Origin of the sequence: Corallococcus sp. CA047B, assembly GCF_003612065.1 — a bacterium.
GTDB classification, from domain to species: domain Bacteria; phylum Myxococcota; class Myxococcia; order Myxococcales; family Myxococcaceae; genus Corallococcus; species Corallococcus praedator.
In genome coordinates this window covers 1-18,727 of sequence record NZ_RAWD01000103.1, presented here as the reverse complement: position 1 = coordinate 18,727, position 18,727 = coordinate 1, and the positions used below count along the sequence as shown (strand labels likewise).

The 18,727-nt window shown below is 68.9% G+C and carries 14 protein-coding genes and 1 pseudogene; 8 read left to right on the top strand and 7 right to left on the bottom strand.

What is annotated here, in order from left to right; genetic code table 11:
• Nucleotides 1-167: 167 nt before the first annotated feature.
• Nucleotides 168-1,796 (top strand): DUF4041 domain-containing protein, encoded by a 1,629-nt coding sequence (locus D7X74_RS17790; RefSeq protein WP_199741845.1) that lies wholly within the window; start codon nt 168-170, stop codon nt 1,794-1,796.
• 48 nt (nt 1,797-1,844) lie between these two features.
• Here the strand turns inward: D7X74_RS17790 and D7X74_RS17785 are convergent, their stop codons facing one another.
• From D7X74_RS17785 to D7X74_RS17760, 6 genes are all read right to left on the bottom strand, one after another.
• Entirely contained in the window at nt 1,845-2,813 is a 969-nt protein-coding gene (locus tag D7X74_RS17785; protein ID WP_120534161.1) for an RNA ligase family protein, read from the bottom strand.
• Nucleotides 2,814-2,904: 91 nt separating this feature from the next.
• The gene (locus D7X74_RS17780) at nt 2,905-4,227 is read right to left on the bottom strand and encodes a HEPN domain-containing protein (protein WP_158622246.1); all 1,323 of its coding nucleotides are present in this window, start codon (nt 4,225-4,227) and stop codon (nt 2,905-2,907) included.
• 251 nt (nt 4,228-4,478) lie between these two features.
• Nucleotides 4,479-5,333: an NAD-dependent protein deacetylase of SIR2 family gene (locus D7X74_RS17775; protein WP_120534159.1), complete on the bottom strand. Its 855-nt coding sequence runs from the start codon at nt 5,331-5,333 to the stop codon at nt 4,479-4,481.
• Nucleotides 5,330-6,250, bottom strand: coding sequence for a protein-ADP-ribose hydrolase (locus tag D7X74_RS17770; protein WP_199741844.1), 921 nt, complete (start codon nt 6,248-6,250; stop codon nt 5,330-5,332). The genes D7X74_RS17775 and D7X74_RS17770 overlap by 4 nt, the downstream gene beginning before the upstream one ends.
• A 34-nt stretch (nt 6,251-6,284) precedes the next feature.
• Nucleotides 6,285-7,154: a nuclear transport factor 2 family protein gene (locus D7X74_RS17765; protein ID WP_199741843.1), complete on the bottom strand. Its 870-nt coding sequence runs from the start codon at nt 7,152-7,154 to the stop codon at nt 6,285-6,287.
• 82 nt (nt 7,155-7,236) lie between these two features.
• Nucleotides 7,237-7,662, bottom strand: a complete 426-nt coding sequence (locus D7X74_RS17760) for an Rrf2 family transcriptional regulator (RefSeq protein ID WP_120534157.1) — start codon at nt 7,660-7,662, stop codon at nt 7,237-7,239.
• A gap of 75 nt (nt 7,663-7,737) precedes the next feature.
• Here D7X74_RS17760 and D7X74_RS17755 point away from each other — a divergent pair, with 75 nt between their 5' ends.
• The gene (locus tag D7X74_RS17755; RefSeq protein WP_147446597.1) at nt 7,738-8,802 is read left to right on the top strand and encodes a hypothetical protein; all 1,065 of its coding nucleotides are present in this window, start codon (nt 7,738-7,740) and stop codon (nt 8,800-8,802) included.
• 9 nt (nt 8,803-8,811) lie between these two features.
• Here D7X74_RS17755 and D7X74_RS17750 read toward each other — a convergent pair whose 3' ends face one another.
• On the bottom strand, nt 8,812-10,002 hold the full coding sequence (locus D7X74_RS17750) for a DUF4388 domain-containing protein (protein ID WP_120534155.1): 1,191 nt from the start codon (nt 10,000-10,002) through the stop codon (nt 8,812-8,814).
• A gap of 243 nt (nt 10,003-10,245) precedes the next feature.
• Here D7X74_RS17750 and trpS point away from each other — a divergent pair, with 243 nt between their 5' ends.
• The 6 genes and pseudogenes from trpS to D7X74_RS17720 all read left to right on the top strand — a co-directional run.
• Entirely contained in the window at nt 10,246-11,121 is an 876-nt protein-coding gene (trpS, locus tag D7X74_RS17745) for a tryptophan--tRNA ligase (protein ID WP_233602150.1), read from the top strand.
• 61 nt (nt 11,122-11,182) lie between these two features.
• Complete coding sequence (locus D7X74_RS17740) at nt 11,183-11,965, top strand: ScpA family protein (protein WP_120534154.1); 783 nt, start codon at nt 11,183-11,185, stop codon at nt 11,963-11,965.
• Nucleotides 11,952-12,947 (top strand): SMC-Scp complex subunit ScpB, encoded by a 996-nt coding sequence (gene scpB, locus D7X74_RS17735; protein ID WP_120534153.1) that lies wholly within the window; start codon nt 11,952-11,954, stop codon nt 12,945-12,947. The genes D7X74_RS17740 and scpB overlap by 14 nt, the downstream gene beginning before the upstream one ends.
• A 32-nt stretch (nt 12,948-12,979) precedes the next feature.
• The gene (locus D7X74_RS17730; RefSeq protein ID WP_120534152.1) at nt 12,980-15,574 is read left to right on the top strand and encodes a pseudouridine synthase; all 2,595 of its coding nucleotides are present in this window, start codon (nt 12,980-12,982) and stop codon (nt 15,572-15,574) included.
• 98 nt (nt 15,575-15,672) lie between these two features.
• Entirely contained in the window at nt 15,673-17,784 is a 2,112-nt protein-coding gene (locus D7X74_RS17725) for a HEAT repeat domain-containing protein (protein WP_120534151.1), read from the top strand.
• Nucleotides 17,785-18,727: pseudogene (locus D7X74_RS17720) on the top strand (cyclic nucleotide-binding protein); the annotation flags it as partial.

The window sequence follows — 18,727 nt, the reverse complement described above, 5'->3', positions numbered from 1 at the left end:
GCTGCCGCGAGTCAATAACCCACACGTGGGATGTGAAACCCTCCCTTGCCTGGGAGACTCCCATGGCTGGGACCTGCTCCCGTCGTACGGGAAGTCTGGATGAGCGCCATGACGACATCCGCCAGCCTTCACGTCCGTTTTGCGTCTACCCAAGGGAAGGCCCGCTCATGACCTTGTTACTCCTGCTCCTGACGTCCGCCCTGTCATTCATCCTGGCCTTCATGACCGGTAAACGACGTGCTGCGGAGACGGCACTTCGTGAAGCGGTTGCACAGCGTGATCGGCTCCAGCAGGAAGTATCCACGCTGCAGGAGCAGAACCGCGCGCTCGGCAAGTACCAGCACATTGTCGACGTGGAGGCGGAAGTCGAGGCCACCCGAACCCGAGCCGCCTCATCGGCGGAGGCGGTGCGCCGTAGCGCCGAAACCGAAGCAGAGGCTACGCGCAAAAGCGCGATGACGGCGGCAGAGGCGGTGCGAGTCAGCGCGGAAGCGGCCGCTGCGGACCTCCGCAAGCGCTCCGACGCCGTGCTCACGGAGGCGGCGGCAGAGGCCAGCCGGATCATCGAATCCGCGAGCAAGCGTGCTCAGGAAGTGGCGGGCGAGGCCTTCGAGGCGATGAAGAACGCCAAGCAACTGGAGCAGACGGCCACGGCGATGCGCAACATCATCGAGGGGTATGGGGACCGCTATGTCGTCCCGACCCAGGGCGTGCTCGATGAGCTCGCGGAGCACTTCGGTTTCACGGAGGCCGGAGCCAGACTGAAGTCGGCGCGTGAGCGCATGCGCGAGATGATCCGTGTCGGCAAGGCCGCGAATTGCGACTACGTCGAGACCAATCGTCGCACCACCGCCATCGAATTCGTACTCGATGCCTTCAACGGCAAGGTGGACTCCATCCTCGCGGGAGTCCGTCACGACAACCACGGCACGCTGGAGCAGAAGGTGAGGGATGCCTTCAGCGTCGTGAACAACAACGGGCAGGCGTTCAGGAACGCGCGCATCCAGCAGGACTACCTCGCGACACGGCTGGACGAACTCAAGTGGGCCGTGGTGGCGAACGAGCTGAAACTCAAGGAGCGCGAGGAGCAACGGATCATCAAGGAGCGCATTCGCGAGGAGGAGAAGGCCCAGCGCGAGTTCGAGCGGGCCCAACGCGAAGCGGAGAAGGAAGAAGAGCTGTTGCGCAAGGCGATGGAGAAGGCTCGCCGCGAGTTCGAGAAGGCCGGCGACGCGCAGAAATCGAAGTACGAGGAACAGCTCACCCTGCTCGCCCAGAAACTCAAGGAGGCGGAGGAGAAGAACCAGCGAGCCCTCTCCATGGCGCAGCAGACCCGGACGGGCCACGTCTACGTCATCTCCAACGTGGGCTCCTTTGGCGAGGATATCTTTAAGGTCGGGCTCACCCGGAGGCTGGAGCCGCTGGATCGCATCCGGGAGCTGGGGGACGCGAGCGTACCCTTCGAGTTCGACGTGCACGCCCTCATCCACAGTGAGGATGCGCCCTCGCTCGAACGCGAGCTGCACAAGCGCTTCGTGCGGAAGCAGGTGAACAAGGTGAACCCTCGCAAGGAGTTCTTCCGTGTGGCGCTCCAGGACATCCGCCAGGTGGTGGACTCAATGGGGCTCCAGGCACAGTGGACCATGACCTCGGAGGCCCGGGAGTTCCGTGAGACGCAGGCGGTCGAGCGCGCCATGCAGAGCCAGTCCTTTGAGGAAGGCGCGTGGATCCAGCGTCAGCTCAAGGAGCATGAAGTCGCTCAGGTGGAGGAGGTGCGCAAGGAGGCGGTGGGCTGACCGGCTCACGCTCGATGTCCATGCGCAGCCGATCTTCGCCCCTCGCGCCTACGTCTGCTCGAGTGCCTTGTTGACGAGTGGCAGGGCCTGCTCACGGATATGCGCGGACAGACTCTCCTCTCCTGCCAGGTCCAGGGACTGACACGCTGAATGGAAGGTCAGCTCAAGATCGACCCGGACATCCAGCTCCACCTCGTCCACCAGCAGGTCCGGGGCGCTCCTTCCGCATTTCGAGAGCGCACTGGCGATCTGCGCCGGGTTCACCAGTCGCGAGGCCCAGTCCTTCAGCTCCGACAGGGACAACCGCTGCTGGGGATCCCAGGGGGCGCTCTCATCGAAGCGGGCCTCGTTGAACTCCTCGATCTTCCGCTTCACGGCGGCGCGTTGGCTGGGCGACGACCGTTGTTCGCTCTTGATGACCAGCCCCTCTGCCCAGTTGTCAGGGATGGGCGGAAGGCCCAGCAGTGCTGGGAGACGGGACAGGGAGCGCGTGGGCACGTCCTCCATCTCCGAACGCGTTCCCCGGCGCACGACCGGTGGCGTCAGCACCCCTGCCTTGCGGGCCACCTCCTCCACGTCCCGGTGGGGAAGGAACTCCCCCTCATCCTCGTCGGAGCGGGCGACCAGGATGTCGAAGAGGATCCACTGGAGCTCGGGCGCATACCAGATGCCCGTCTGCACGGGGGCCATGCCGGGCACCGCAGGCACTTCCGGGTGGGGATAGCGGCCGCCCACCAGTTCTCCGTAGAGGTAGAGCCGCTCGTCCTTCGCACAGATCGTCCGCGCAAGCTCCGTCGCCGCGCGGCTCAAGCGGAGGCGCAGCAGCTGCCATCCGAAGAAGGGCTCTTCTTCGGTGAGCCAGGCCTTGCGCTTGCCGAAATGGACCTGCCCGTCCTGCGCCCCGAGGACAAGCTGGGCCCCATGGAGCTTCTCCAGGGCCACCCAGCTTCCCGAGGCGCCCGTCTGGCCCCGGTTGTGACCCACCGCGGCCATCTTCAAGTAGGGACGAAAGAGCATGGACTCGACTACCGCCCATCCAGTCCCCCGGATTCAAGCCCCATGGGAAGCTCACCGCTCCCGCACGGTACGCCATCGCCCGGCGGCGATGTCACGGCAGGGGGGGCGTTGCCGGGGCGCTCAGCAGCCGATGGCGCAGGATCAGCCCCAGGTGGCTCCGGGTCTGCAAGGCAATGCTGAAAAAGTCCCTTCGGATCTCGCGTTCGCCGTGGACGATGTCGCAGCGACAATCGTAGGAGGCACGGACCTCCGCCTCGAGCTCTTTCGCGGATCCTCCTCCGAGCGCAGCCAGTGCCTGGCTGACACGCGTCGCGCACTTTGTCGTGAGCCCGAGTTCCTTGCGCTGGGTGAAGAGTCCCTCCAGCGCAATCCAGCAATCAATCAACCAGTCCTTCGGATCCGTCCGCGAGTACGAAGTCATCCACCGATTCAGCGCGACGATGAGGCTCCTGTCCCCTGGCGTGAGGCTTCGCCTCTCCTGGGTGAACAAGGCGTGGATCCGTTCGAACAGGGGCACGAGTTGGGCGCGCTGCTCGTCGGACGGCTGGAACACTCCAGGATGATGCCGCTGGGGACCCATGCTTCCGACCAGCGGCCACCGCATCTGGTACTCATGGCGGGAGCCCTCGACGTGCTGTTCCATGAAGCCCGGTCGAATCCCATTCGAGAAATCATTCGACTGGGAAACAAGGCGGAGGCAGGCCAGGACGGCTGACTCGCAAGGACCCGGCTGCGTGGTCGAGAGATCGATGATCCTGGACATGGACCCATCCCGCTTGTCGTCGCGGAGCTCCTCGACCTCGATGACACTCGTGAGCCCGAGCGCCTGTCGCCCTGGAGCCGAATCGCGGCCATATCGCTCATCGGGGTTGAGCCACAGATGGCGTTCGAAGTCATGGGTGGGCCTCAACCGCACCTGGGGCGACAGGATGAGTTCCCGACCGGCCAGCCACAGCCCGAAGAGCGGCGTGATGCGCAGCGTGCGCAGTCTTCCCAGTTGGATCCGATCCACCATCCGCTGGAAGAGGAGCCGGGCGGCACCGGGGTCGAACTTCCCCGGGTCCTCGACGAGCCAGAGATAGTCCCGGACGTACTCCCCGGCGAATCCCTCCCAGGCCCGGCGGCGCAGGCTTCGCAGGTCATGCCCGGGGGATTCCTTCGAGGGCGCTGGGACGAGGAAGTCCCACTCGGGAACATCCATCAGGAGTCGGGCCAGCGCGTCCAGGGCGTGGAGCGTGTCATGCCCCGGACGCTCGACCATCCGTAACAGGTCCCGAGGGTCATGGCGCACGGCGGTCGCCACGGCACACTGTCCGTCGGAAGAAGCCTCTTCACCGGAAACGGCGCCCATGGCGACGTAGCGTGCGTGCTTGGGAAGGGGTTTCCTGACGGAAAGGTAGACAGTCACCTCCATCACCAGACTGCGGAGGGCCGACTCCAGCCGTTGCAGGGGAGGCCCGTTCACGGGCTTCGAAACCCACCGGCGCAGCCGTCCTTCGAGTGCCTGATGGATGGGAAGCAGCAACCTGTTGGCGAGCAATCGACCCTCCCGCGCCTTCCAACGTCCCAGGCGTCACGTCGTCAAACATGGCATGGACCGGGGACGCCGCTTCAGCCTGACACGCCTCCCTCCGATTGCCGATTCCGGCGGGACGGTCCTGTTCGTCAGGCGGCCTTCGCTCCATTCCTTAACAACCCGATCGCCTGCTCCGCCCCCATCGCCAGGGCGACGGCGCGCTTGCCCAGCGCGTCAGGAAGCTCGGGGTCCGAGAGGTTGATGCGGACCAGCCGGGCACCGGGGTGCTGGTGCACCAGTTGCTCCATCCGCCAGCGCACCACGGAAGGCGTGTTGAAGCCGGCTCCGATTTCAATCACGAGGAGCCGTGCCGTCGCGGCTTCGCGCAGCCAGTGCCGGAAGCGCTGCGCCTGTTCAACATAGGGCTCCTCCACGAAGCCCGCATCGATGCGCACGTTCATGAAGACGGCCCCTCCACAGTGGGGACAGCGTGGGATGGCCTCCGGATCGTTCACTTCCTGGGTCACCGGATCCAACGCCGCGAGGCACCGTTCGATGACGGGGCGCGTGGGCCAGGTCTCCCGCGTGCAGGGCTTGCGGCATTGCAGGAGCGCATAGTCTCCCTGCGGCGTGAAGAGTCGCGCCTCGTCGAAGCCATTGCGCGGGAACAGCCGGTCGACATTGGACGTGAGGACGAACGTGTCCCGGTCCCGCACCAATCCTCGAAGGGCCTGATACGCAGCGCGCTCGTCCTCGCCGAAGCCCACGTGCTTCACGTGCGTCGACCAGTAGCCCCAGTGCTGCGCGGGCGTGAGGCCCGTGTGGCCAATGAGCTGGTACTGCGCGCGAAAGCCCCTCCGGACGAAGGCAGGAAACAGCCGCGCGAACGTCGCCGTGTCCCCGTAGTCGATGCCAGCGGCGGCCGACATGCCCGCCCCCGCGCCGATGAGGACACGCTCGCTCTCGTGAATCCACCGCCGTGCCTGCTCGATGGGGGCGCTCATCCGAGGGCACCTTCCCGAAGCGCGGCGGAGTACGCCTCGCGGTCTTCGTCACCGAAGACGTTGAAGAGGACCAGATCGAGCGCCCCCGGGTGTTCGCGCAGCCACGTTCCCACCGTGCGCAGGGCCACCCGGGCGGCAGGGCCCTTGGGATAGCCGAAGACGCCCGTGGAGATGGCGCACACCGCGACCGAGCGCACGCCCTGCAGCCGTGTGGCCACATCCAGACTGGCCCGGTAGCAGGACGCGAGCGCTTCCTGATGCTCGGGGCCCAGCGCGCCGCGCACGATGGGGCCCACCGTGTGCAGCACGTAGCGCGAGGGCAGGTTGTACGCCCGGGTCACCTTCGCGTGGCCCGTGGGCTCGGGCCTGCCCTGGGCGCGCATGATGCGACCGCAGTCCTCGCGCAGCCTGGGGCCCGCGGCCACGTGGATCGCGTTGTCGATGCACGGGTGGAAGGGGCGGAAACAGCCGAGCAGCTCTGCGTTCGCGGCGTTGACGATGGCGTCCACGGCGAGCGTGGTGATGTCCCCCTGCCACACGGCGCAATGAGCGGCCGCCGTTCCCGGGATGGAACCCAGGCGCGGCAGGCTGTCGGGCGCCACCTCCGGCCGCGTTCGCCGCTCCTTCTGGAGCAGCCGATCCATGTTCAGCAGGAAGTCCTCCGGGAGCGGACGTGGGCCACGCACCGTGAGGAGCGCGCGCAGCCAGGCCCGCGCATCCGTCGCCTGTGAAGCGCGTGCTCCCAACTCCTCGCGCAGCCTCGCCTCGGTGCCGTCGGAGCGGAGCTGTTCGCTCAGGTCCCGCACCAGGGCAGGGTGTTCCTCCGCCGGGGCAGGGGAGGGAGGTGTGAAGGGCGTGTCGAGTGACACGAGCGCGCGATAGGCCTCGAGGGCCAGCACTGGGACGGGAGAAGTCACGGTCACCTGGGTGGGAAGGGGGAGGGCCTGTCGGTCAGAACTTGCCGTTCGCGTTCTTCCACTGGTCGCGGGCCGGCACGGGTTCGATGACGTCCCAGTGTTCAGCGATCTTGCCGCTCTCGACGCGGAACAGGTCGTAGAACGTCGTGGGCTTGCCCCCAAAGACGCCCTCGCTCAGGACCAGCACGAAGTTGCCTTCGCCCAGCACCTTGTGGACGCGGTCGTACTTCATGGTGACGCCCGCCTGGGCCATGGCCTGGAGCGCCTGTCCCAGCCCGGAGAGTCCGTCCGCGATCGCGGGGTTGTGCTGCACGTAGCGGTCGCCGTCGAAGTAGCCCGCGAGCTTGTCCATCCGGCCGTTGACCAGGATGTCGTCCACGAAGCCCGCCACGAGCTGCTTGTTGGCCGCGGTCTTGTCCAGGTCGGTGGCCTCGGTGGGGCCGTCCAGCATCGTGTGGCCACTCGGGTTCGGCTGGGTCGGCTTCTCCTGGAGATTGTCCCAGTGCTCGACGATCTTCCCGTCCTCGAAGCGGAAGACGTCAAAGCCAATCTTGGGACCGAAGAAGTCGTAGTCGGTGTGGGCGAAGACGAGGTCGCCGTCCTGGAACACCCGCACGGTGTTCACCCTGGCGGAGCCCTTGGGCAGCGCCTGCAGGAGCGCGCCGAAGCCGGCGAGTCCGTCCGCGGCCCCCAGGTTGTGCTGGATGTACTTGTCCGGGTGGATGACGGCGACAGGCGCCGCCTCCCCGGTCTCGATGGCCTTGAGGAGCGCGACGACCTGCTGCTTCTGCTGCGTGCCGTTCGTCACGGAGGGGCCTTCATGGCGAGGAGGAGCGGAAGCGCAGGCGCTGAGCGTCGCGAACATGAGGGTCGAGGTCAGCGACTTCCTGAAGGAGAAGGGCATGGGGCGTTCCGGAGGACTGCGGGGTAGATTTGAAACTGCGATGGTTGCAATTAAGGGCAAAAAAAAGACCGCGCCCCCAGAGCTAGCGGGCGAGTGTCTGGACTTCCTTGACGAGGTCCGCGACGGTCGTCCGTTCGAGGTCCTTCTCCAGCGCGAGCTGCGCCTCCTCGAAGTGGCCGCCGAGCGCGGACTGGATGGTGCTCCCCACAGGACAGCGGGGATTCGGCGTGTTGCTGTGCAGGGGGAAGAGGGTGCTTCCTTCCACCGCACGGTAGATGTCCCTCAGGGTGATGCCCTTGGGAGGCCGCGCGAGCAACCACCCGCCGCCCACCCCGACCTGCGAGGTGACCAGTTTCGCATCTCGCAGCAGTGACAGCAGCCGTCGGATGACGACCGGGTTGGTGTTCACGCTCCCTGCGATGTGCTCCGACGTCATCTGCTCTCCACCGCCATGCGCGAGCAGGGTGAGGATGTGGATGGCGACGGTGAAGCGGCTGCTGGTGTTCATCGGTGGTCTCGAACTGTAACCAAGATAGTTTCCAATCGTGTGGAGGTCAAGCCCTGGTTGTCGTGGTGAGGGGTGGTGCTACCGTTCCCGACCCTGATGGAAATCCTCTACCTCAACTTCACCGCGCCGGATGACTACGCCACCGGCAACGCCATTCCGCGCATCCTGCGGAAGTACCAGGATCGGGATCAGGCCTCCCGGATGAATCGCTTCTCCGCGTATTGGTGGGGTGCGTCGGTGGTGGAACAGGTGGATTGCTTCGCCAGCGTCGCGGAGCATCAACGCCACCTGCTCACGCCGTTGGGGCACGATCCCGGTCCCCTCGCGGCCTACGAGCAGGCGCGGGGGCAGGTGCGTGGCTTCTTCCTGAAGCATCCGCGGTGCAGCAAGATCATGGTGGGCATGCACGGGCTGTACGACGACACCACGTATGGCTACTCGCGGCCCCAGCACGGCGCGCCCCGGGTGTCCTACGAGAAGGCCGCGGACATCGTGCTCTCATTCCTGAGAGATGATGTCGGCCGCCGTCCCATCAGCATGTCCCTGGTGATGTGCTACGGGGCGCGGTCGGCGCAGTACGACGTGTCGCATGATCCGGACCAGTTGGGAGGCGTCGCACGGCCGGACCTGTCCAGCGCGTTCGCGTTCAAGTTCTACGCGGGCCTGTGCAAGTACCTGAACGTGAAGATGAGCGCGCGGACCGGAGCCGCCTCGTTCGATGACACGACGGGCGCGTCCCGCGTGGAATCCGAGCTGACGCTGCGCCATCAAATCCAGATCGACCGCAATCCGCTCACGGATCAGGAGCAGGAACAGCTCTACGCGCAGCATCAACTGGAACTCGAAATGTTCATGGACGAAATCCGGCCGCCGGCCGCGAACCCCCGCGACCAGGTTCAGGTCAAGGCCGCGGACCGGAGGGGCGCTGAGTTCGCGCATGAGCAGCTCCTGTCCCTGGTGGGAACGGATCCGCTGACGCGCGCGAAGCGGGAGGCGGCGATGTCGCGGTTCAGGCAGCTCCCTCAGGCGAAGCCGAAGAAGTCCGGCAAGCTGACGTACGAGTACGACCCGGGCACGCACCAGGTCGTCATCAAGAGCAAGTACCCGGAGCCGCGCGTCGTGCAGCGGGTGAACATCTGAGCGGCGTGCTCACCCCCCGCCGAGCAGCTCACCCAGGTTCAACCCATACGGATCCGTGCTGGTGCGCCGGGGCGAGGGCTCCACGGCCCCGTCCGCCAGCGGCGCCACGCGGATCAGCCCCGCCTCCATCAACCGGTACACCGACCGCGACGCGGCCAGCTCCCCCATGGCCGCCGTGCGCAGCGCCTGCCGGATGCTCCGGCTGCCCCGCAGCTTCGAGTACAGGTACAGGTCATCCGCCGTCAGGTCCGCCGGGGCAGGGCGGGGGATGGGCTCGAACACCAGCCTCCCATCCAGCGCGAACAGCTCATCACTCAACGCCAGCGTCAGCCCCACCTCCGCCTCGCGGTACAGCGCGTGCGCCTCCGGCACCGGGCCCCGCTCCAGCACCTGCGCCGCCAGCGCCACCGCGTGGTCGTACTTCCGCGACGACAGGAACGCCCGCACCAGCGCCAGCAGCTCCGTGAACTCCGTGGACTCGCCCACCTGCGGACCCTTCGCCCGGTGCGGCGCCAGCGCGCCCCGGCGGTACAGGTGCAGCACCCACCGCGCGGCGAACAGCGGGGCCTCCCTGGCGCTCGCCAGCAGCTCGCCCAGCGAGGCCCCTCCGGCCGCCAGGTCCAGCAGCACGTCCTCCTCCTCGGAGAAGGTCTCCACCGCGAACTCTCTGAACACGCGGAACGTGGTGTCCAGGCGGGGGAAGATCTCCCGGAACACCGCCCACTCGCGCAGGCGCGCCACCGCGTCCCGGTGCAGCGTCCCCATGGGCAGCCGCAGCCCCACCGCCCGCGCCGACAACGGCAGCCCCGGCGTGAACTCCACCTCGCCCGACTCCCAGGCGTAGCAGTCGAAGAGCGCTTCGCGCGCCTTGTGCTCCATCGCCTCGATGAGCTGCGACAGCTCCACGAAGCAGCGCTGCACCAGGAAGGTGCCGTAGGGCAGGTTCGCCCCTTCCGCCGCCTCGAACGCCGCCGCCGCCCGGGGCGCATCCAGGATGCGCAGGTTCACCAGCACCTGCGCCAGGTGCTCTCTTGGCTCCGTGGAGGCCACCCCCACCAGGTGCCCGTCCCGCAGGTAGAACTCCCGGCGGACCGCGCCTCGCTCCACCCGCAGCGTCCCCTCCAACCCTGGCGTCGTGTACAGCGGCGGCAACACCAGCTGGAGCCGATAGCTGGCCAGGTTTCCCGTGAACGCTTCCATCCGTGGGCGCCCTCCAAGGCGGGCTGATTCTTCCGTCGACCCGCAGGGTAGCGATAGACCCGAGCCCTCTCAACCCCCCGGAACTGCTCGCCTTTTCCTGGGCGGCCGTATTATTCCAGCCAGGTGCGCGGCGCGGATGTCGGACGTCCGCCACAGGGCGCCGTCGTCAACGGAAGGTTGCAGGGGAACGGCGGGTATGCGAACGAGCCGTGTCCTCCACCCGTCATTGGAATCGCAATCGCTATGCGGATTCTCTCAGGTGTCCAGTCGTCCGGAAGGCTGCACATTGGCAACTATTACGGGGCCATGCGGCAGTTCGTGCAGCTCCAGGATCAGGGGGAGGCCTACTACTTCATCGCGAACTACCACGCGCTCAACACCGTGCGGGATCCGAAGCTCGCGCAGGAGCTGACGCGCGACGCGGCGCTCACGTACCTGTCGCTGGGCCTGGATCCGAAGAAGGCCGTCCTCTTCCGCCAGAGCGACGTGAAGGAAGTGGCGGAGCTCTATTGGATCCTCGGCACGGTGGTGCCGCAGTCGAACCTGGAGCGCGCCCACAGCTACAAGGACAAGGTCGCGCAGGGCATCAGCCCGGACTTCGGCCTGTTCGCCTACCCGGTGCTGATGGCCGCGGACATCCTGCTCTACAGCGCGGACGCCGTGCCGGTGGGCAAGGATCAGATCCAGCACATCGAGTTCGCGCGCGACTGGGCCGTGAAGTTCAACACCCAGTACGTCCCGGGCTACGACCCGGCGGATCCGGAAGGGAAGGAGCGGGGCCACGCGCCCGGCATCCTCAAGCTGCCCGCCGCCCACGTGCAGGAGTCCACCGCGACGGTGCCCGGCATCGACGGGCGCAAGATGTCCAAGTCCTACGGCAACACGCTGGAGCTGTTCGGCGAGGAGAAGGACATCAAGAAGCGCATCATGTCCATCAAGACGGACTCCACCCCGGTGGAGGCGCCCAAGCCCACCACGGACGCGCCGCTCTATGACCTCCTCAAGCTGATGCTCCCGGCGTCGGAGTTCGCGGAGGTGGACGCGACCTGGAAGGCCGGCGGCAAGGGCTACGGCGACTACAAGAAGAAGCTGCTGGAGGCCTTCCACACCACCGCCTGACGACCTCCCACCGGACCCGGACGGGGAGGGGACGCCGCGCACACCCGCCGACGCCTTCCGGGTGGCGCTGCCCAACTTCGAGGGGCCCCTCGACCTGCTGCTCCATCTCATCAAGGAGCATCGGGTTGACATCTTCGACATCCCGCTGGCGCTCATCACAGGGAAATACCTGGAGTACCTGGAGCGGATGCGGGAGCTGAACCTGGACATCGCCGGGGAGTTCCTGGTGATGGCCTCCACCCTGGCGCACCTCAAGAGCCGCATGCTCCTGCCCCGGCAGGACGCGGCCCAGGTGCCCGAAGGGGCGGACGCGCTCGCGGCGGTGGAGGAGGCGCAGGACCCCCGCGCGGAGCTGGTGCGCAGGCTGCTGGAGTACCAGAAGTACAAGGACGCCGCAGAGCACATGGCCAAGCAGGACATCCTGGACCGGGATGTCTTCACGCGCCGGGTGCCGGTGGAGGCCGTCCCCATCCCGGACGACGAGATCGGGCTCCAGGAGATTTCCGTCCTGAAGCTGGTGGAGGCGCTCGACCGGGTGCTCGAGCGCCTGACGCCCAAGGTGCAGCACGAGGTGGTGCTGGAGCGGGTGAGCCTGTCGGAGGCCATCCTCCGGATGGCCGAGCGGCTGCGCAAGGACGGGCAGGTGGTGTTCGAGGCGCTGTTCACGGAGGCGGCCACGCGCCAGGAGGTGGTCATCACCTTCATCGCCATGCTGGAGATGGTGAAGCGCCGCCTCATCAAGGTTTCCCAGGCGGAGCCCCTGGGTCCCATCCAGGTGATCCCCAACGGGGACGCGCTGGACAAGCTGCTCCCCACGGAGGTTGACGAGAGTGACTACCGGTAACGGTCCCGACGACGGTGACGAGACGCCCGCCCCCGGCACGCCCGGAGGCCCCGGCCCGTTCTCCGAGGAGGAGATCGCCGCCGTCACCGGCCCCGGTCCCGACGACGCGGAGCTGGACGGGGTGGAGCCCGCCGCCATCGAGGAGGATTCGGACGACAGCGTCCCGGACCTCCAGAGCTCCTTCGAGAAGCTCGTCTCCAAGAGCCGCAACCTGTCCGCGGATCGCATCCGCACGGTGCTGGAGAGCGTGCTCTTCGTCGCCGAGCGGCCCCTGTCCGTGGACGAGCTGTACCAGGCGACGGGCATCCACCGGGACGCCATCACCCAGGCGCTGGATCAGCTCTCCGGCATCCACAGGGAGGGCATCAGCGGCATCGTGCTGTACGAGGTGGCGGGCGGGTGGCAGTTCCGCACGGACCCCCATTCCGCCGAGTACGTCCGGCGCTACCTCCGGGTGAAGCCGCAGCGGCTGACGCGGGCCGCCGTGGAGACCCTGGCCATCATCGCCTACCGGCAGCCCGTCACCCGGCCGGAGCTGGAGGACATCCGCGGCGTGGACTGCGGCGCCGTCCTCAAGGCCCTGATGGACCGCAAGCTGGTGAAAATCCTGGGCAAGCGGGAAGAAGTCGGCCGCCCCATTCTTTATGGAACGACGCGCGAGTTCCTGGAGTTCTTCGCGCTGAAGGACCTGTCGGCGCTCCCCACGCTGCGGGAATTCCACGAATTGACCCAGGAGCACCGGGACATCGTGGAGAAGGAAGTGGCGCCGCCAGTACCTGTGGCGTCGGGGACGGTCCAGGCGCTGTCGGACCCGGGTTTCACGAAGCGGATGGAGAAGAACGAGGCGGCCAGTGAGGCCGCCCTGGAGGAGCTGGAAGAGGCCATGGCCGCCGCGGAGCGGACCCAGAAGGTCAGTTCCAGCGCCCTGGAAAGCCCCCCATCACCCGAGAAGGGTGATAGCGAGGGCCCCAAGCCCGAGTGACGGGCCGAATTGGAATGGAAGAAGGCTAAGGCATGGCGGCGGAACGTTTGCAGAAGTACCTGGCTCGCGCGGGAGTGGCATCGCGCCGGCACGCAGAGGAACTCATCACCAGCGGTCGGGTGGGAGTCAACAACGAGACGGTGACGGAGCTGGGCACCCGGGTGACGCCGGGCGAGGACCTGGTCACCGTGGATGGGAAGCTCGTCACGCCGCCGGATGAATCGTCGTACTACCTGCTCTACAAGCCCATCGGCGTCGTGACGACGCTGTCGGATCCGCAGGGCCGTCCCACCGTCGCCAACTACGTGGAGGAGACGGGCAAGCGCCTGTTCCCCGTGGGCCGCCTGGACTACGACGCGGAGGGCGCGCTGCTCTTCACGGACGACGGAGCGCTGGCCCACAAGCTCACGCACCCCAGCTTCCAGGTGCCGCGCACGTACCTGGCGAAGGTGAAGGGCGTGCCGGACATGCCCACGATTGAAAAGCTGCGCGGCGGCGTGCGTCTGGAAGACGGCATGGCGACGCCCGTGTACGTGGGCATCTTCGAGAAGGTCGAGCGCAACACCTGGCTGAAGATCGTCGTGGCCGAAGGCCGGCCGCACCTCATCAAGCGCCTGTGCGCGGCGGTGGGCCACCCGGTGGTGCGCCTGTTCCGTCCGGCCTACGCGGGCATCGGCGTGGAGGGCCTGCGTCCCGGTCAGCTGCGGCAGCTGAAGCTCGCGGAGGTGACGCAGCTCAACGAGGTCGCGGAAGGTCGCGCGCAGCCCGCGGAAGCGGAGATGAAGCTGCCGCCGCGCCGCCACGGCCGTGCCGCGCCGGGCTTCGACGGTCCGGACGACGACGATGTCGAGCTGTCCATGGATGACGAGCTGCCGCCGCCTCCGCGCAAGTCCGCGGCGGCCAAGGCGGGCAAGGCGGACCGGGGGGACAAGAAGGCCCCCACGGGTCCGAAGACCCGCGAGGCCCGTCCGGAGCGCAAGGAGTGGAAGGGCGTGCAGGACGGTGGCACGCGTCCGCCGAAGTTCGCGGTGCGCGGGGCGACGCTGCCCGCGGAGGACGAGGAGATCGGCGAGGGCTTCGATGACGCCGACGTGCCGACGTTCGACGACGAGGGCGAGGAAGTGACGGAGCCGAAAGCCGCGACGGGCCGGGGTGCTCGCGCTTCCGAGGGCAAGCCCGCGGGGGCTCGCGGCGCCGGTAGTGGTTTCGGCAAGCCGGCCGGTGCGGATCGTGGCGGGGACGAGGGTGCTCCTCGGGGCCGCTTCGCGAAGTCGGACGGAGATCGCGCGCCTCGTGCGGGTGGCTTCGGCAAGCCGGCCGGTGGCAGCCGCTTCGGTGGTGGCGAGGGCGCTGCTCCTCGTGGCCGTTTCGCGAAGTCGGACGGTGATCGCGCCCCCCGGTCCGGTGGTTTCGGCAAGCCGGCTGGTGATCGCCCGCCTCGTGCGGGCGGCTTCGGCAAGCCGGCCGGTGGCAGCCGCTTCGGTGGCGACGAGGGCGGTGCTCCTCGCGGTCGCTTCGCGAAGTCGGACGGTGATCGTGCGCCTCGGTCCGGTGGCTTCGGCAAGCCGGCGGGTGCGGGGCGCGGTGGTGACGAAGGCGCTCCTCGGGGCCGCTTCGGCAAGCCGGACGGTGATCGCGCGCCTCGGTCCGGTGGTTTCGGCAAGCCGGCCGGTGGCAGCCGCTTCGGTGGTGATGAGGGCGGCGCTCCCCGTGGCCGTTTCGCGAAGTCCGACGGTGATCGCGCCCCCCGGTCCGGTGGTTTCGGCAAGCCGGCCGGTGATCGCGCGCCTCGTGCGGGCGGCTTCGGCAAGCCGGCCGGTGGCAGCCGCTTCGGCGGTGATGAGGGCGGTGCTCCTCGCGGCGGCGCTCGCTTCGGCAAGCCGGCCGGTGATCGCGCGCCTCGTGCGGGCGGCTTCGGCAAGCCGGCCGGTGGCAGCCGCTTCGGCGGCGACGAGGGCGGTGCTCCTCGCGGCCGTTTCGCGAAGTCCGACGGTGATCGCGCGCCTCGTGCCGGTGGCTTCGGCAAGCCGGCGGGTCGCTTCGGCAAACCGGACGGTGATCGGGCGCCTCGGGCTGGTGGCTTCGGCAAGCCGGCGGGTCGTTTCGGCAAGCCGGACGGCGATCGGGCGCCTCGGGCCGGCGGCTTCGGCAAGCCGGCGGGTCGTTTCGGCAAGCCGGATGGCGATCGCGCGCCTCGGGCCGGCGGCTTCGGCAAGCCGGCGGGTCGCTTCGGCAAGCCGGCCGGTGATCGTGCGCCTCGGGCCGGTGGTTTCGGCAAGCCGGCGGGTCGCTTCAGCCGCGACGAGGGCGGTGCTCCCCGTGGCGGTGCCCGGTTCGGCAAGCCGGCCGGTGGTGCTCGCTTCGGCAAGCCCGCTGGGGCTGGCGCGTCGCGCGGCGAAGGCCGTCCCGAGCGTCGTGAGTGGAAGCCCCGTGGCGAGGACTCCGGCAGCCGGGGTCCTCCGCGCACCAGCCGTGGTGGCGTGGGCCGTACGCCCCGTTCCGCGAGTGCGAGCCGCCCTGGCGACTCCGCCCGGCCCACCGGCGAGCGCATCGTGCGCGCCGGCATCCGCAAGGGTCCTCCGGGCGAGGGGGGCGGCGCCAGCAAGGGCCCCCGCCGTCCCCGCTAGGACATCCATCCTCCCGGGTCGTGCCGTCGGTGGGCGGCCCGGGGGGGGCGTTGATATAACCGCCGCCTACCTCCACCGTCCGCCTCTCCGGGAGAACGATGCGACCCAGCGTGCGCCCCCTCTTCCTCGCCCTGGCCCTGCTCGCCGGGTGCAACGGCAACAGGGATCAGCTCCTCGCGGAGATCCAGGACTCTCGTCCGGAGATCCGCGCCGCGGCCGTGAAGAAACTGGCCGCCCAGAACAACGCGGACGATCTGGTCCTCTTCACGCGCGCGGCCAAGGACCTTTCCGCCATCGTCCGGGGCGAGGCCGCGGGCGCGCTCGGCGAAAGCCAGGACCCCCGCGTGGTGGACCTGCTCGGCGAACTGCTCGAGGACGCGGACGAGTCCGTGCAGGGCCAGGCCGCCCTGGCGCTCGCGAAGGTGAAGAGCGACAAGGCCAAGGCGTACCTCACGCTCCAGTACGGGCGCCGGGGCCGCGCCACGCGGCAGATCATCGTCCAGGCCCTCAAGAGCGCGAACGTCCCCGGAGCCATGGCGACCGTCGTCGCCGCCGAATCCAAGGGCCTCTGGGAGCGCAACCTCCTGGCCCTCACCGAAGGCGCGCTCCCCGAACGCGTGGGCGCCGCCGAGGAGCTGGGCAAGAGCGGCCGTCCGGAAGCCGTCAACCGGCTGCTGCCCATGGTGCGCGACAGCCAGGTCATCCTCGCCGCCGCCGCCGTGCGCGGGCTGGGGGACGCGGGTGACCCTCGCGCCGTGGCGCCCATCGCGCTGCTGCTCGACGAGAGCTTCCCGGAGCTGCGCGAGTCGGCCATCAGCGCGCTGATGAAGCTGCAGGATCCGACCTCCGCCACGCGGCTCCAGGCGGTGGCGGTGGAGAAGAGCGCGGTGAGCCCGCTCGCCACCGACGCCATCCTGACCTTCCAGCGCACGCCGGCCACGGACGCCGCGCTGTGCGCCATCGCGCTCGACGGCGCGCGGGCGGAGGCCGAGGAAGCCGGCCGCGCCATGCGTTCGCGAGGCGGCTGCCCGGCGGACCCCATCGCGGATCGCCTCTCCCGGCCGGCCTCCGCGGCGGCGGGACTCCAGGCGGTGGTGGGCCTGGGCCCGTCCGCGAAGGCGCTGCTGCCCAAGGTGACGCCGTGGCTCAACCAGCCGGACGTCGCGCTGCGCACGCTCGCGGTGGAGGCGGTGACGAGCGTGGGCGATGTCTCCGTGGCCCCCGCGCTCCAGAAGCTCTACGAGCAGGAGGTGGCCGGGCTCGCGGCGCTGCGCGCGGACTGGGTGCCGACCGCGCTGCCCCTGAAGTACAGCGCGGAGCTGGATCCGAACGCCCCGCATCCGGCGTCGAAGAAGGAGGACAGCAAGGCGGGCAAGCACGCGCAGCTCTTCGATCGGCTCCAGGCGCTCAACGTGGCGCGGGCGAAGGATGCCGGGCGCGTGGTGGTGCCTCCGCGAGTGCCCTCGGAGCTGAGCGACGACGTGGATCCCGCGAAGCTCCAGCCGCTGGCCACGCTGCTGACGGGGCTGGGCGCGCTCAAGGCCCCCGGCGCGCTGGAAGTGCTCAAGGGCTACACGAACGACGCAAGCCCGGTGCTGCGCGCGGCGGCCCTGGTGGGGCTCGCGTACGCGGGTCCGGAGGGCGTGGAGATCACGCGCACGGCGCTGCTGGAGCCCGACCGCGAGCTGCAGAAAACCCTCGCGCTGGCCCTGGCGGAGCAGGGGGAGAGCGGTCAGCTGGCGCTGGTGGCGGCGCTGCCGAAGATGGGCAGCGAGAAGCTGGTGGTCCTGGATGCGCTGACGCGCGTGGGCCCGCCTCCGGCCTCGACGTCGGAGGTGCTCCAGGTGGTGGTGAAGGAGGGTGGGGCGGAGGCGGCGCTCGCGGCGATCCTGCTGGGCCGGATGGGCGCGAAGGACGCGGTGCCCACGCTGCTCCAGTCACTCGACGACTCCAACAGCGTGGCCCGGCGCGACGTGCTGCTGGCGCTGGGCGCCATCGGCGACGCGAAGTCGGCGGAGAAGGTAGGGCGCGACCTGTACCACGACCTGCCGGAGATCCGCGCCGCGGCGGCCACGGCGCTGCGCAAGATGAACACAGGCGCGGAGGCCGAGCCGCTGGACGCGCTCAAGGGTGACTACTTCCGCGAGGTCCGCGTCGCCGTGGGCGCCACCCAGATGAAGGACGACAAGGTCGCTGGCGGAGCGCAGTGAATGGAGTCTCGCGCGCTCAAGGACAAGGCGACCGAGGCCTTCACCAAGGGCCGCTTCTCCAAGGCCGCGGAGCTGTACGAGGACTACTGCCGCGCTGAACCGAAGGACCACCAGAGCCGCCTGCGCATGGGCGACGCGTGGTCCAAGGCCGGGCAGCGCGACCGCGCCGTCACCGCGTATCAGTCCGCCGCGGAGGGCTTCGCGAAGGAGGGCTTCCTGCCGCGCGCCATCGCCGCGAGCAAGCTGATCCTCGAACTGGATCCGGCCCATCAGGGCGTGCAGCAGATGCTCGCGGACCTGTACGCGCGAAGGGGCACGCCGACCACGTCCCGGGCGAAGCCGAAGGACGGCGCCTCCACGACGCCCCAAGGTACGCCGAGCCTCGTCAGCCAACGCGAGGTTGCGTCCAGCGCGGTGGGGAAGCCGGCCTCCCTCGATGTGGCGGCCACGGCGGACCGGCAATCCCCTCCGAGCGCGGTGCGAACGACGCCCGCGCCCCTGGAGGCTGGAGGCGCATCGCTCGACCTGTCGGATTCGCTGCCGGCCGAGCTGGCCCTGCAGACCGCGCCGTCCGCCGAAGCGCGAAGCCTCCCGGTGCACGAAGACACCGAGGTGGTTCTCTCCGTCGAGGTGCAGGTCGAACCCCAGCATGACGAGCCCGGCTGGGACCTGACGCCAGAAGACTCGCCGGATCCGCAAGCCTCAAGTTCCATCCCTGCGCCAGACGTGCAGGGCACCAGTGCAGGCTCCACCCCGGTGTCCACACGGGATACCGCCACAACCTCCCTCCCGGTGCCCCCAGCACCACCTTCCGCTGCTCAGGACCGCCTGCCTCCAGGCCTGTCCGTGCGCGTCTCGCCGCCGCGAACCCCGTCGTCCCCAGCCTCCATGCCCGAGCTTCCCCAGACCCGGACCCCCAGCGGACGCTGGCAGGCCCTCGCAT

Coding starts and splice junctions, on each gene's coding strand:
- D7X74_RS17790 (WP_199741845.1), top strand. CDS start 168: ATGACCTTGTTACTCCTGCTCCTGACGTCCGCCCTGTCATTCATCCTG.
- D7X74_RS17785 (WP_120534161.1), bottom strand. CDS start 2,813: ATGCTCTTTCGTCCCTACTTGAAGATGGCCGCGGTGGGTCACAACCGG.
- D7X74_RS17780 (WP_158622246.1), bottom strand. CDS start 4,227: ATGGAGGTGACTGTCTACCTTTCCGTCAGGAAACCCCTTCCCAAGCAC.
- D7X74_RS17775 (WP_120534159.1), bottom strand. CDS start 5,333: ATGAGCGCCCCCATCGAGCAGGCACGGCGGTGGATTCACGAGAGCGAG.
- D7X74_RS17765 (WP_199741843.1), bottom strand. CDS start 7,154: ATGCCCTTCTCCTTCAGGAAGTCGCTGACCTCGACCCTCATGTTCGCG.
- D7X74_RS17760 (WP_120534157.1), bottom strand. CDS start 7,662: ATGAACACCAGCAGCCGCTTCACCGTCGCCATCCACATCCTCACCCTG.
- D7X74_RS17750 (WP_120534155.1), bottom strand. CDS start 10,002: ATGGAAGCGTTCACGGGAAACCTGGCCAGCTATCGGCTCCAGCTGGTG.
- trpS (WP_233602150.1), top strand. CDS start 10,246: ATGCGGATTCTCTCAGGTGTCCAGTCGTCCGGAAGGCTGCACATTGGC.
- D7X74_RS17730 (WP_120534152.1), top strand. CDS start 12,980: ATGGCGGCGGAACGTTTGCAGAAGTACCTGGCTCGCGCGGGAGTGGCA.
- D7X74_RS17725 (WP_120534151.1), top strand. CDS start 15,673: ATGCGACCCAGCGTGCGCCCCCTCTTCCTCGCCCTGGCCCTGCTCGCC.